This is a genomic window from Blastococcus sp. Marseille-P5729, from assembly GCF_900292035.1.
Taxonomy (GTDB): Bacteria; Actinomycetota; Actinomycetes; order Mycobacteriales; family Antricoccaceae; genus Cumulibacter.
The window spans coordinates 569160-582371 of record NZ_OMPO01000001.1; the positions used below are offsets into that span (position 1 = coordinate 569160).

11 protein-coding genes are annotated in these 13212 nt (G+C 71.9%); all 11 read right to left on the reverse strand.

Features of this window, described 5'->3' with window-relative positions:
• Window positions 1–35: 35 nt before the first annotated feature.
• Window positions 36–632 carry a nitroreductase family protein gene (locus DAA40_RS02745; RefSeq protein ID WP_106848184.1) on the reverse strand — a complete coding sequence of 199 codons (597 nt, stop codon included), beginning with the start codon at window positions 630–632 and terminating at the stop codon, window positions 36–38.
• On the reverse strand, window positions 633–1505 hold the full coding sequence (locus DAA40_RS02750; RefSeq protein WP_106848185.1) for a cell division protein FtsQ/DivIB: 873 nt from the start codon (window positions 1503–1505) through the stop codon (window positions 633–635).
• Entirely contained in the window at window positions 1498–2931 is a 1434-nt protein-coding gene (gene murC / locus DAA40_RS02755; protein ID WP_106848186.1) for a UDP-N-acetylmuramate--L-alanine ligase, read from the reverse strand. The genes DAA40_RS02750 and murC overlap by 8 nt, the downstream gene beginning before the upstream one ends.
• Entirely contained in the window at window positions 2924–4012 is a 1089-nt protein-coding gene (gene murG, locus DAA40_RS02760) for an undecaprenyldiphospho-muramoylpentapeptide beta-N-acetylglucosaminyltransferase (protein WP_106848187.1), read from the reverse strand. Before murG ends, murC begins: the two co-directional genes overlap by 8 nt.
• A complete protein-coding gene (gene ftsW, locus DAA40_RS02765) occupies window positions 4009–5535 on the reverse strand; it encodes a putative lipid II flippase FtsW (protein WP_158716191.1) in 1527 nt (508 codons plus the stop codon). Before ftsW ends, murG begins: the two co-directional genes overlap by 4 nt.
• Before the next feature lie 30 nt (window positions 5536–5565).
• Complete coding sequence (gene murD, locus DAA40_RS02770; RefSeq protein ID WP_234356213.1) at window positions 5566–6975, reverse strand: UDP-N-acetylmuramoyl-L-alanine--D-glutamate ligase; 1410 nt, start codon at window positions 6973–6975, stop codon at window positions 5566–5568.
• A complete protein-coding gene (gene mraY / locus DAA40_RS02775; protein ID WP_106848190.1) occupies window positions 6972–8051 on the reverse strand; it encodes a phospho-N-acetylmuramoyl-pentapeptide-transferase in 1080 nt (359 codons plus the stop codon). The genes murD and mraY overlap by 4 nt, the downstream gene beginning before the upstream one ends.
• An 88-nt stretch (window positions 8052–8139) precedes the next feature.
• The gene (locus DAA40_RS02780) at window positions 8140–9666 is read right to left on the reverse strand and encodes a UDP-N-acetylmuramoyl-L-alanyl-D-glutamate--2,6-diaminopimelate ligase (protein ID WP_106848191.1); all 1527 of its coding nucleotides are present in this window, start codon (window positions 9664–9666) and stop codon (window positions 8140–8142) included.
• 28 nt (window positions 9667–9694) lie between these two features.
• A complete protein-coding gene (locus DAA40_RS02785; protein WP_106848192.1) occupies window positions 9695–11503 on the reverse strand; it encodes a penicillin-binding protein 2 in 1809 nt (602 codons plus the stop codon).
• A complete protein-coding gene (locus DAA40_RS02790) occupies window positions 11503–12201 on the reverse strand; it encodes a hypothetical protein (RefSeq protein ID WP_106848193.1) in 699 nt (232 codons plus the stop codon). Before DAA40_RS02790 ends, DAA40_RS02785 begins: the two co-directional genes overlap by 1 nt.
• Complete coding sequence (gene rsmH / locus DAA40_RS02795) at window positions 12198–13151, reverse strand: 16S rRNA (cytosine(1402)-N(4))-methyltransferase RsmH (RefSeq protein ID WP_106848194.1); 954 nt, start codon at window positions 13149–13151, stop codon at window positions 12198–12200. The genes DAA40_RS02790 and rsmH overlap by 4 nt, the downstream gene beginning before the upstream one ends.
• Window positions 13152–13212: the final 61 nt, after the last annotated feature.

A 13212-nucleotide genomic window follows, 5' to 3' on the forward strand; every position in this document is an offset into this window, starting at 1 on the left:
TCCTGGGGGTGAGATGGGGCGGGGAGCCGACGGGACTAGCTCCCCCACTGCCCCATGTGTACCACCTCGGCGTGCGGACGACGACCGCGTCTCAGCGAGGGGGACCTGTGGTCGCGCTCGGGAGCTGGGTGGCCCACCGCCACCACCCCGACCGGCGACCAGTCCGTGGGGACGCCGAGCGCGGCGCGGACTGTCTCGACCCGCGCGGGTGGCACCCCGAAGAAGCACGCGCCGAGCTGCTCGTCGACGGCGGTCTGCAGGATCAGCAGCGCGCCCATCCCTCCGTCGACATACCAGTACGGCGCGCTGAACGGGTCGGCCTCGCTCTTGTCGGCCTCGGCGTAGCGCTCGCGATAGATCGGCTCACTGCACCAGCAGGTGATCAGCAGCGGCGCCTCCCGCATCCGGAGCAACCAGTCGTTGGCACGCCGCGCGCCTGCGGCCGCGGCCCAGAAGCGGTCCCGGTCGGCAGCGGACTCCAGGACGACGTACGCCGCGCCCTGCGCGAAGCCCGCGCTCGGGGCGCGCCGTGCGTTCTGCAGCAGCCGATCGCGCACCTCGGGCGGCACGGGGCGCCCCGGCTGGTAGGCGCGGATCATCCGTCGCCGCTCGACCACGCGCTGGAAGTCCATCTACGAGATGACGATCGCGCCGGGGCTGGAGATGTCGAACACGCTGCCGCTGTGGGTCAGCACGCCGGGCAGCATGGTCAGCTTGTCGTTCATCTGCGACGAGTCGCCCCAGATCACCTCGCGGCCGTCCTGCAGGGTGAGCGTCACCTGGGCCGCGGACGGCGCGCTCACCGACGCGACCAGCTCGCGAGTCGCGTCGTCGAGCCCGGCGATCACCGCCACCGCCTCGCGGGTGGCGTGATCGTCCGGCGAGGGGTCGTCGATCACGAGCGGTAGCAGGCCCTCGGCGGACTCGCCGACGGCGGAGGCCTCGGCGTACGGCACGCCCTCAACGTCGATCACCCAGGACTCACCGTCGAGCTCCACCGTCGCGACCGGGCTGCGTTCGGTGATCCGGACGACGAGGGTGCTGGGTAGTGACCTGCTGACGGTGGCCTCGGCGACCGGCGCGAGCTGCTGCACCCGTTCGGCGGCGGCGTCCGTGTCCGCGGTCAGCAGCGCGTCGTCCGGTCCGAGGCCGATCGCCTCACGGACCTCCTGCTCGCTCACCAGGGCCGACCCGGAGACCTGGACGTCGCGGACGCCGAACATGCTCGAGGCCAGCAGCAGCCACCCGGCCACGACCGCGACGACGAGAGCGAGAGCGCTCCACACGGCCCAACGCGGGAATCCCGGGTTCAGCGGCGACTTCCCGCCTAGGACCCGGCGGGTCGTGACCGCACGAGGCTCCCCGGACGACCTGCGGGCTGGTGGCGTGCGCCGGGTGGGCCGGTCCTTGGGGCGGACGGCCGAGGAGCCCTTGGGCTTGGCCGTCGACCGCTTCGGCGCGGCGCTGCGGCCCTTGGACTTCGCGGTCGAGCGGGTGCTAGCCATCCTGGCTCCGCAGCAGCTCGACGACGCGCGGCCCCACCTCCGTCACGTCACCGGCCCCGACGGTCACCACCAGATCGCCGGGCCGGGCGAGCTCGGCTAGCGCGGGCGCGGCATCGTCCCAGACGGGCAGGAACCGGACCGGGGCGGCGACCTGGCGGGCGATGCTGTCACCGGTCACGCCTGGGAAGTCGGCGGCGCTCTCGCGCGCCGGGTAGACGTCCATGAGCAGCACGTGGTCGGCCAGGCTGAGCGCTGCTGCGAACTGGTCGGCGAAGACCTGGGTGCGGGAGAACAGGTGCGGCTGGAAGCACACGATCAGCCGCCCGTCCCCGGCGACCTCCCGGGCGGCGAGCAGCTGGGCGCGGACCTCGGTCGGGTGGTGCGCATAGTCGTCGTACACGCGCACACCGGCGGCCTCGCCCACGAGGTCCATGCGCCGCGCGACGCCCGTGTAGTCGCGCAGCCCGTCGGCGGCGCACTGCGGGTCCAGGCCGAGCGCGATGCACGCGGCCAGCACGCTCGCAGAGTTCAGCGCCATGTGGTGCCCGGGCGCGGCGACGCGCACCCGCAGTCCGTCCAGGCCCAGCCCGTTCGCCGCGTATGCCGTCCCGGTCGCGCTCACCGCCAGCTCGCTCAGCCGCAGGTCGGCGTCCGGGCGCTCGCCGTACGAGATGGCGCGGACGCCGTGCTCGCGGGCGGTGGTCAGCAGGCTCGCGGCGTGCTCGTCGTCCGCGCAAGCCACCAGCGCGCCGCCCGGAGTGATGGTGCGTACGAAGTCGTGGAAGGCGGCAAGGACGGTCTGGAAGTCGCCGTAGTTGTCGAGGTGGTCCGGCTCGACGTTGGTGACGATGGCGATGTGCGGCCGGAACAGCAGGAACGAGCCGTCGCTCTCGTCGGCCTCCACGGCGAACGCCTCGCCGGTGCCCAGGTGGGCGTTCCTGCCGGTAGCGTGCAGGTCGCCGCCGATCGCGTATGACGGGTCCGCGCCGCAGGCGTCGATCGCGGCCACGAGCATCGACGTGGTGGAGGTCTTGCCGTGCGCTCCGGCGACCGCCACCGGCTTCTTGCCGGCCATCACCGCAGCCAGCGCCTCCGCGCGCGGGATGACCAGCAGGCCGCGCGCGAGCGCGGCGGCGAGCTCGGGGTTCGTGGGCTTGATCGCCGAGGAGACCACCACGGTCTGCGCATCGCCCAGCGCGTCGGCGGAGTGCCCTACCTGCACCCGGGCACCGGCGGCCTGCAGGCCGCGCACGGCCGCGGAGTCCTTCGCGTCGCTGCCGGACACGACGATTCCCTCCTGCAGCATGATCCGTGCGATGCCGCTCATCCCGGCGCCGCCGATGCCGATGAAGTGCACGGCGCCGAGCTCGGCGGCAGCGAGCCGGCGGTCCGGGTCGGCGTACGCCGGTAGCACCCGCCTAGTCATGTCGGGCGACCTCCAGCACCTTGGCGGCCAGGACATCGGCGGCCTGCGCGTGCCCGGCCGAGCGGGCCGCGCCGGCCATCTGGTCGAGGCGGGCACGATCCTGCAGGAGCGGGATCAGCCGCTCGGCGACGTAGTCGCCGGTCAGCTGGGCATCGTCCACCAGCAGCCCGCCCCCGGCCTGCACCACCGGCTCGGCGTTGAGCCGCTGCTCGCCGTTGCCGTGCGGCAACGGGACATAGACCGCGGGGAGCCCGACAGCGGACACCTCGGCGACGGTCCCCATGCCCGCGCGGCACAGGACGAGGTCGGCGACGGAGTAGGCGAGGTCCATGCGGTCGATGTACGGCAGCGCGACGTACGCCGGACCGTCGGTGTGGACGATCGCCTCGATCGTGTTCTTCCTGCCGTACGAGTGCAGCACCTGGACGCCGGCCTGGTGCAGCCGGTCTGCGGCCGCTGTCAGGGCGTTGTTGAGGGTTCGGGCGCCCTGCGAGCCGCCGTACACCAGCAGGGTCGGGTAACCCTCGCGCAGGCCGAAGTGCTGCAGACCCTCGGCGCGCAGTGCCGACCGGTCGAGCCGCTGCAGCGCGGCGCGGATCGGCATGCCGACGATGGTCGCGTCCGCGAGGCCGTTGGTCTTGGCCGCGGTCCCCACGAACGCCGCCCAGCGCGCGCCGATCTTGTTGGCGATGCCGGCGGTCGCGTTGGCCTCGTGGACGACGACGGGGACCTTCCGGCTTCGGGCGGCCAGGTAGGACGGCAGCGAGGCGTAGCCGCCGAAGCCGACGACGGCGACCGCGTCGGTCTCGCGCAGGATCGCCTTGGCCTGACGGACCGCGGTGCGCAGCCGGAAGGGTAACCGCAGCAGGTCGGCCGAGGGCTTGCGCGGCAGCGGTACGGCGGCCACGGTGCGCAGGGTGAACCCGCGTTCGGGGACCAGTGTCGTCTCCAGCCCGCCCTCGGACCCGATGCACGTGATCCCGATACCGGGCTCGGCCTGCTGCAGCGCGGCGGCGGTGGCGAGCATGGGCTCGATGTGGCCGGCGGTTCCTCCACCGGTGAGCACGATGTGGCGGCTCATCGAACGGTTCGTCTCCCTTGGTCTCGGGCCCAGTCACCGCGGGCCCGATCACCGCGGGCGCGGTGGTCGCGGGCGCGGTGGTCGCGGGCGCGGTGGTCGCGGGCCCGGTCGGTGCGGGCGGGCTGACGCCGCTGTGCGGGGCGTCGTTGCTCTGTGCGGCGGGCGGGCTCCCGGGTGCCGGAGGTGGTGCGCGGGCTACGGTGCGCCTTCGGCGGGGTCTGGTCCTTGTCGAGAACGGGGCTGGTCGGCACCGGCAGCGACAGCCACCGGCCGAAGCGCCGGGCTCGGGACTGCAGGTGGCGGACCGCGGCGGGCTCGTGCCGGGCGCAGCTGGCCAGGATGCCCATCGCGAACATGGTGACCACGATCGACGTTCCGCCGGAGGAGATCAACGGCAGCGTGATCCCGGTGACCGGGAGCAGGCCGACGACGTACCCGATGTTGATCAGGGCTTGGCCGACCATCCACACCGATGTCGCGCCGGCGATCAACCGGATGTACAGGTCACGGGTGCGCCGGGCGATGCGGAAACCGGTGTAGGCCAGCGCGGCGAACAGCACGAGCACAAGCGCGCAGCCGATGAAGCCGAGCTCCTCGCCGATGATCGCGAAGATGTAGTCGGAGTGCGCGTTGGGCAGCGCGCCCCATTTGGTGCGGCTGTTGCCCAGGCCTACGCCGAAGAACCCCCCGGTGGCCAGTGCGTAGAAGCCCTGGATCGCCTGATGGCCGGTGTCCTGCGCGTCGGCCCAGGGATCGAGGAAGGACAGTACGCGGCTCATCCGGAATCCCTGGCTGGCGACCGCGACGGCGCCGACGGCCGCGACCCCGAGCAGCATAAGCCCGAACAGCCGGAAGGGTGCCCCGATCACCCACAGCAGGCCCAGGAAGATGATGAAGTACGTGATGGTGGTGTGCAGGTCGGGCTCGATGACCACCAGCGCGGACAGCAGGATCAGGCCCGGGAGGATCGGCATCAGCATGCCCTCCCAGGTGTTGAGGATCTTGCGGCGACGCACCAGCACGTGGGCACCCCACAGCAGGAAGGCAATCTTGCCGAACTCCGACGGCTGGATCGAGAACAGCCCGCCGATGTTGAACCAGCGCCGGGCGCCGTAGAGCTCCATGCCGATCCCGGGGACCAGCACGAGCGCCAGCATCACCATGGTCAGGGCCATGAGCACGCCCGACAACCGCCGCCAGGTTGTCAGCGGGACCCGCATGGCGAGGATCATCGCCAGGACGCCGGCGACGACGAAGATCAGCTGGCGGTTGAACTGGTAGTACGCCGAGCCGTGGCTCTGCATCGAGTCGACCGCGGACGCCGAGGCCATCATCACCAGCCCGAAGGCGACCAACGCGAAGGTGAGGGTCATGACCAGGTAGAACGAGGTCATCGGCTTGGCGAGATAGCTGCGCAAGGCGTGGGCGTGATCGCGGGCCTTGCGGCTGGCGGTCGCGCCGGAGCCGCGGAGCGAGCCAAGAGCCGTGCCGCGGGTGGCGGAGCGCTCTGGCTGTTTGGTCACCACCGGGTCGCTCCTTCGCTGCGGCTGGGCTTAGCTCGTCGCACCATCCTGGCCGCGGGCCGCGTCGGTGAAGACACGACCGCGCTCGGCGTAGTCGGTGAACATGTCCATCGACGCCGCCGCCGGCGCCATCAGCACCACGACCTCGCCCCCGTGTGCGCCGGATTCCGCGCGCGCCAGGTCGGTCGCGGCGGATACCGCCTCGGCCATTCCTCTATGTTCGGCGCTCTCGATGTCGATTACCCGGACATCGGGCGCGTGTCGCCGAAGTGCCTCGCCGATCACTGCCCGGTCGCGCCCGACGAGGACGACGGCAGCCAGCCGGTCGCGGACGGCCTCGATGAGCCCACCGAAGTCGCCGGCGACCGCACCCTTCAGCAGTCCCCCGGCGATCCAGACGATCCGGGCGTAGGAGCGCAGGGACGCCTCGGCCGCGTGCGCGTTCGTCGCCTTGCTGTCGTTGACGAACCGGATCGACGACCCGCCCATCGGGATGCGCGCGACGGTGACATTACGGTGCTCGCCGGGGCGGTAGTCGCGCAGGCCCTGGGCCACCTCGCCGGCGGTGATCCCGACGCTGCGGGCGAGTGCCGCCGCAGCGAGGGCGTTGGCGACGTTGTGCGGTCCGGGCGGGCGGATCTCGTCGGCGGGCAGCAGCTGCTCGTCGCCACCGCCCAGGACGGAGCGGTCGACGAGGATCCCGTCGCGGACGCCGAGCTCGCCATCGGCCGGCTCGCCCAGCGTGAACCGGATCACACGGGCGTGCGCCGGCAGTGCGGCAGCGAGCTGGACCACGTGCGGGTCGTCGGCATTGATCACCGCGAGCGAGGCTCCCCCGCCCCACACCCGGGTCTTGTCGGCGGCGTACGCCGCGAGACTGCCGTGCCAGTCGAGATGGTCGGCGGCGATGTTCAGCAGCGCGCCGGCGGCGGGGGTGATCGAAGGCCCCCAGTGCAGCTGGAAGCTGGACAGCTCGACGGCGAAGACGTCGTAGTCGAGGTCGGCACCGACCACCGCGTCAATCACCGGAGGACCGACGTTGCCGACCTCGGCGGCCTGCAGGCCGCCGGCCCGCAGGATGGCGGTGAGCATCCCCACCGTGGTGGTCTTGCCGTTCGTGCCGGTGACCGCGAGCCACGGGATGCGCCGGTCGCGCAGCTCCCACGCGATCTCGACCTCCCCCACGACCGGCAGGCCGCGACGCAGGGCGTCGGCCAGCAGCGGCTGGGTAGGCGGCCACCCGGGCGAGGTCACCACCAGGTCGACGTCGTCCGGCACGACCTTCAGGTCGCCGGCGTAGCGGACGCCGAGCGCGGCGAGCTCGCCCGACACGGCCTCCGGGCGCGCGTCGACGATCCGGACCGCGTCGCCGCAGGCCGCGAGGGCGCGGGCGACGGCCGAGCCGGAGCGGCCACCGCCGGCGACGAGCACCTGCCTCACTGCAGCGTCGCCGATCCCAGCCAGTCGGCGTAGAAGATGCCGAGGCCGAGCGCCACGCACATGCCGGTGACGATCCAGAAGCGCACGACGACGGTCATCTCGGTCCATCCCGACAGCTCGAAGTGGTGGTGCAGCGGCGCCATGCGGAACAACCGTTTACCGGTGGCCTTGAAGTAGGCGACCTGCAGGATCACCGAGGCGGTGACGGCCACGAACAGCGCACCGAGCACGAACAGCAGCAGCTCGGTGCGGGTCATGATGGCCAGCCCGGAGATGCCGCCGCCGAGCGCCAACGAGCCGGTGTCACCCATGTAGATGCGCGCCGGGTTGGCATTCCACCAGAGGAAGCCGATGCAGGCGCCCATCATGACCGCCGCCAGCAGCGCGAGGTCCATGGGGTCGCGCACCGGGTAGCAGCCCTCCACGGGCTCGCGGGCGCACTGGTGGCTGAACTGCCAGAACGAGATGACGACGTACGCGCCGAAGACCATCGTCGCGCACCCGGCGGCCAGGCCGTCGAGCCCGTCGGTGAGGTTCGTGGCGTTGGAGAAGCCGGAGATGAACAGCACCGCGAAGATGACGAACCCCACCGCACCGAGGCTGAGCACGGCGATGTCGCGGACGAAGGAGATGTTGGTGGACGCCGGCGTGATCCCGCCCTGCTTGAACTGCAGCGCCAGGATCGCAAAGCTGACCGAGACGAACAGCTGGCCGACGAGCTTGGCCGTCTTGTTCAGCCCCAGGCTGCGCTGCTTGGCGATCTTGATGTAGTCGTCCAGGAACCCGACCACGCCGAGACCGACGAACAGGTACAGCACCAGCAGCGCGGACGGCGTGACGCCGCGGCCGAAGTCGTTCCACATGATCAGGTGGGCGCCGAAGTACCCGACGACGGTGGCGACGATGAAGGCGATCCCGCCCATCGTGGGGGTGCCCTGCTTGACCAGGTGGGTCTGCGGTCCGTCGTCGCGGACCTGCTGGCCGTAGGCACGACGCTTGAGGCGCCTGATCAGCAGCGGGGTCATCAGCAACGAGGTCATCAGCGCGAGGACCGCGCCGAGCAGGATCGACCTCATCGACTCTCGTCCTTCCGCCGTTCGACTACCTCAGCCTGACAAAAGTATCGTGCCGCGGGACCCGATCCGCGCAGCCCTGGCCGGTGGCTCACGCCTCGCGCTCCGCGATCGCCTGGCGCAGTGCGGCGCGGTCATCGAACTCGTGGACGACGCCGCCGACGTATTGGCCGGTCTCGTGTCCCTTGCCGGCGACCAGCACCACGTCGCCGTCCCGTGCGGCGCGGACGGCGTGCCGGATCGCCGCGGCGCGGTCGCCGATCTCGACGACCTCACCGCGCTGACTCTGCGGGACCTCCTGGACCCCACGCAGCATGGCCGAGCGAATGGCCGCGGGGTCCTCCGAGCGCGGGTTGTCGTCGGTGATCACGAGCAGATCCGCATCGCGGGCGCCTACCGCGCCCATGAGCGGCCGCTTGGCGGCATCGCGGTCTCCGCCACAGCCCAGCACCAGCAGCACCCGGCCGGTCACCTGGTCACGTACCGAGCGGAGCGCGGCCTCGACGGCAGCCGGCTTGTGCGAGTAGTCCACGACGGCCAGGAACGGCTGTCCGGCATCGACGCGCTCCATACGGCCGGGCACCCGCACCTCGCGCAGTGCGCCCGCCGCGAGATCGGCGGCGACCCCGGCCTCGGCGGCGATCGCCATCGCCATCACCGCGTTGTCGGCGTTGAAGTCCCCCGGCAGGCTGAGCAGCACCTCGTGCCGACGCCCGTCCGGCCCGACGGCGACGAACGCGCTTCCCGCGCTCGATCCTGCGACGGCGCCCTCGATCCGCCAGTCGGCCGCCTGCCGGCCCGCCGGGGAGACCCGCACGGTGCGCCGGCCGGTCTCGGCGAGCCGGGTCGCCCAGTCGTCGTCGACGTTGATCACGTGGGTGCGGGCCCGGCCGTCGAACAGCAGGGACTTCGCGGCGAAGTAGTCCTCCATACCGTCGTGGAAGTCCAGGTGGTCCTGCGAGAGGTTCAAGAAGGCGGCGACGGCGTACTCGATGCCGTCCACCCGGCGCAGCTGCAGCGAGTGGCTGGAGACCTCCATCACGACGGTGCCGATCCCCCGCTCCACCATCACGGCGAGGAGCGCCTGGAGCTCCGGCGCCTCCGGGGTGGTCAGCGCGGCGCCCGCGGCGTGGCCGACGTGCTCCTCGCCGATGATCGTCTCGACCGTGCCCAGCAGGCCGCTGGGGCGGCCCGCGGCCTGCAGGATCGCCCGCACCATGTAGGCCGTCGTGGTCTTGCCGCTGGTGCCGGTGATGCCGAGCATCGTCAGCCGACGTGACGGATCGCCGTACACCGCGGCGGACGCCGGCCCGGTGGCGCGGCGCACGTCGCTCGCGACCAGCACGGGCACGCCGAGGTCTCCGGCGATGTCGAGCCCGTCGAGGTCGGTGAGCACCGCGACAGCGCCGGACGCGACCGCCTCGGCCGCGAACTGGGCACCGTGCGCGCGACTGCCGCGGACGCCGACGTACAGGTCGCCGGGTTGCACCTCGCCGGAGCGGTTGGTGATCCCGGTGAGGGACACCTGCGCGCCACGGTGCTCGGCGCCGGCCCGAGCGGCGACCTCGACGCTGTTGACGGGAGGGCACGACTGCGGGCGGAGCACGAGCGAGGTCACCGGGCGATCCTACTGGTCGAGCGCCGCTCTACTGGCCGGCGACGAGGGTGTACTCGGGCGAGGCGTCTACCGACGGCGGGACGGCGCGAGACTGCAGGACCTGCCCCATCACGGTCGCGAACAGCGGGGCTGCTCCGCCACCGACCGACGCGGTGGGGTCGGTGATGGCGATCGCCACGACGTACTCGGGGTCCTCGATGGGCGCCATGCCGACGAAGGTGTGGTAGTAGCCGCCGCCGGCGTAGCAGTTGCAGTCCGGGTTGGCGCGCTGGCCGGTGCCGGTCTTGCCACCCACCCGGTAGCCCGGGATCTTCGCCGCCTTGCCGGTCCCGCCGTCACCGGTTACCGCCTCGAGCATACCGCGCAGCTGCTCAGCGGCCTTGGCGCTGATCACCTCGACCGGCTTCGCGGGGGCGCCGGGGATCTGCTCCCCGTCCGGGCCGACGATGGACTTCACGATGCGCGGGGGGATGCGGACGCCGTCGTTGGCGATCGCCTGGTACATCGTGGCCATCTGCAGCGGAGTCAGCGAGACGCCCTGGCCGATCGGCACGTTGCCGACCTGGCTGCCGGACCACTTCTCGCGCGGCGCCAGGATGCCGCGGGACTCGGCGGGCAGCTCGATCCCGGTCTTCTGGCCGATGCCGAACTTCTGCAGCATCTCGTAGAAGTAGTCGTCCTCGAGCTCCTCGTTGATCATGAGGGTCCCGACATTGGAGGACTTCGCGAGGATGCCGGTGGCCGTGAAGTCGACGTTGCCGTGCGCCCACGCGTCGTGCACGACGACATCCGCGACCGGGATGGAGCCCGGCACGTCGAGGACGGTGCTGGGGGTGATGAGGCCCTGGTCCAGCGCCGGGCCCATGGTGGTCACCTTGTTGATCGAGCCGGGCTCGAGGACGCTGGAGACCACCGGGTTGCCCAGGTCGTCGCCGTCGGACTCGCCCGGCTTGGCCGGGTCATAGCCCGGGCTGCCGTACATGGCGACCACCTGGCCGGAGGTGGCATCGAGGGCGACGACCGACACCGCGGAGGCGCCGGGGTTGCTGGCCTGGTAGGCGGCGACGGACTGCTCCACGAGGTACTGGATGTCAGCGTCAAGGGTCAGCTCGATGGTCGAACCGGGGGTCGCGGGGATCTCCTCGTGAATGCCTGCCGGGATGACCGAGCCGTCGGGGCTGGCCTCGTACACCTGCTTGCCGTCCTTGCCGGCGAGCGTGGCGTCCAGGTACTGCTCGATGCCGGCCAGGCCCTCGTTGTCACTGTTGGTGAAGCCCACGATCTGCCCGGCCGTCGAGCCGGCCGGGTACACGCGCTTCTGGGTGCGCTCCACTCCGATGCCGGCGACCTGGTGGTCGTTGATCGCGCTCGCGCGGATCTGCTCTGCGACCAGCGGGTCGACGTGACGGGCGATGACCGAGTAGCGGCCCTTGGCCGACAGTGCGGCGAGGACGTCGGCGTACGCGAGATCGAGCTCGCCGCTGATCAGCTCGGCGATGGCCGGGCGGTCGGCGCGCGGCACCATGACCGGGTCGGCGAACAGGGTCCGGGTCTCGATGCTGTAGGCGAGTTTGGTCCCGTGCGCATCGGTGATCGCGCCGCGCTGGGCGGTGATGACCTTCTGCTTCAGGCGCGCCGATTCCGCGCTGCTGGCGTAGGCGGCGGCGTCGACCCCCTGCAGCTGCAGGAGCCGTCCCCCGATGACCAGCATGACCGCGACCATCACCGCCAGTGCGCCGGTCATCCGTTTGTCCGGGTTGCCCAGCGAGAACCGCTGGCGTCGCCGGGGCACCGCAGCGCCGCGGGGGCGAGACGTCTGGCGGGTGCGCTGGGTCATTACTCTCCGGTCGTCTCGGGCTGGGCGGTCGTGGGTGCGGGGACGGCGTCCTGCGGCGCCGGCTGCTCCGGCGCCGGCGCGGGCTGGTCGGCGGGTGGCTGCTGCGCGGCGTCGTCCGCCGGGGCCTGCTGCGCGGCGTCGTCCGCCGGGGTCTGCTGCGCGGCCGGGTTCTCCGGATCCGCTGCGGGAGCGGGCGGCGGCACCAGGCGCGGCTTCGGCTCGACCCAGGTCACCGTCCCGTCCGCGTTGATGACCAGGTTGCCGGGATTGGCACCCGGCTGCATCCCCAGCTCGACGGCCTTCTGGGCCAGCGCGCTGGGCGCCTGCTTCGCTGCGACCTGCTGCTGCAGCTGCTGCTCGGCCAAGGTGAGCTCGGCGAGCTCCTGGCTGAGCTGGCGCTCGGTGAACGACGTCTGTGCAGTTGCCGTGTTGAGGATAAGCAGCGCGACCACCGAAACCCCGGCAATCAACGCGAACACGATCGCAAAAGGCCATCGGGAGCCGCCCTCGCGGACGCCGACGGCGAGATCGACGAGGCTGCGGCCCTTGACCAGCCGGGCCCGCAGGCTCCGATCGGCGGCCGCACGGCGGGCTGCGCGGCGCTGCTGCGTATAGCTGCGCCGCGGCCGTTCGGGCCGCCGCGCGGGCGTCGTGACCGGGGTCTTCTTGCGCGCCGGTGCGGCGAAGGTCGTGCTCACGCGGCCTCCCGTACTCGTTCCACGGCACGCAGCCGCACCGAGGCGCTGCGTGAGTTGGTCTGCTGCTCGGCGGCGGAGGCCTTCTCGGCACCGCGTACCAGCAGCCTTAGCTGGGGGCGCTGGGACTCCAGCGACACGGGTAGCTCGATCGGCGTGTGATCGGTCGCCAGCCGGGCGATGGCCTGCTTGACGATGCGGTCCTCGAGCGAGTGGTAGGCCAGCACCACCATCCGGCCACCGACCGCGAGCGACTCCAGCGCCGACACCACCGCGCGACGCAAGGTGGCCAGCTCGTCGTTGACCTCGATACGCAGCGCCTGGAAGGTGCGTTTGGCCGGGTGCCCGGTGCTGCGGCGCCGCACCGCGGCCGGGATCGCGCGCTCGACGAGCGCCGCCAGCTGGGCGGTCGTGCGCAAGCCTTCGCGCTCGCGGACGATCGCGGCGGCGATCCGGCCGGCCATCCGCTCCTCGCCGTACTCGGCGAGGATCCGGCGCAGCTCGGGCTCGCTGTAGGTGTCGACGACGTCCTGTGCGGTGATCCCGCGGCTGCGGTCCATCCGCATGTCCAGCGGGGCGTCCTGCATGTAGGAGAATCCGCGCTCGGCCTGGTCGAGCTGCATCGAGGACACGCCGAGATCGAGCAGGATCGCCTGCACGGACGGCAGCTGCAGCCGTGAGAGCACCTCGGGGATCTCGTCGTACACCGCGTGCACCAGCTCGATCCGGTCGGCATGGCGCGCCAACCGCTCCCGGGACAGCGCGAGCGCCGTCTGGTCGCGGTCGATGCCCACCAGGCGGGCTGCAGGAAAGGCCTTCAGCACTGCCTCCGCATGCCCTCCGTGACCGAGCGTGCCGTCGAGGTACACCGCGCCGTCGTCCTGCAGCGCGGGGCCGAGCAGCTCGAGGGTGCGCTCCAGCAGGACCGGGGTGTGCTGGGCTACGGCATTCATCGCACCCCTCCCCGTCCGGTGTCTCGTTCACGCGCTGGCACTGGTTGTCGTTGCGCCGTAC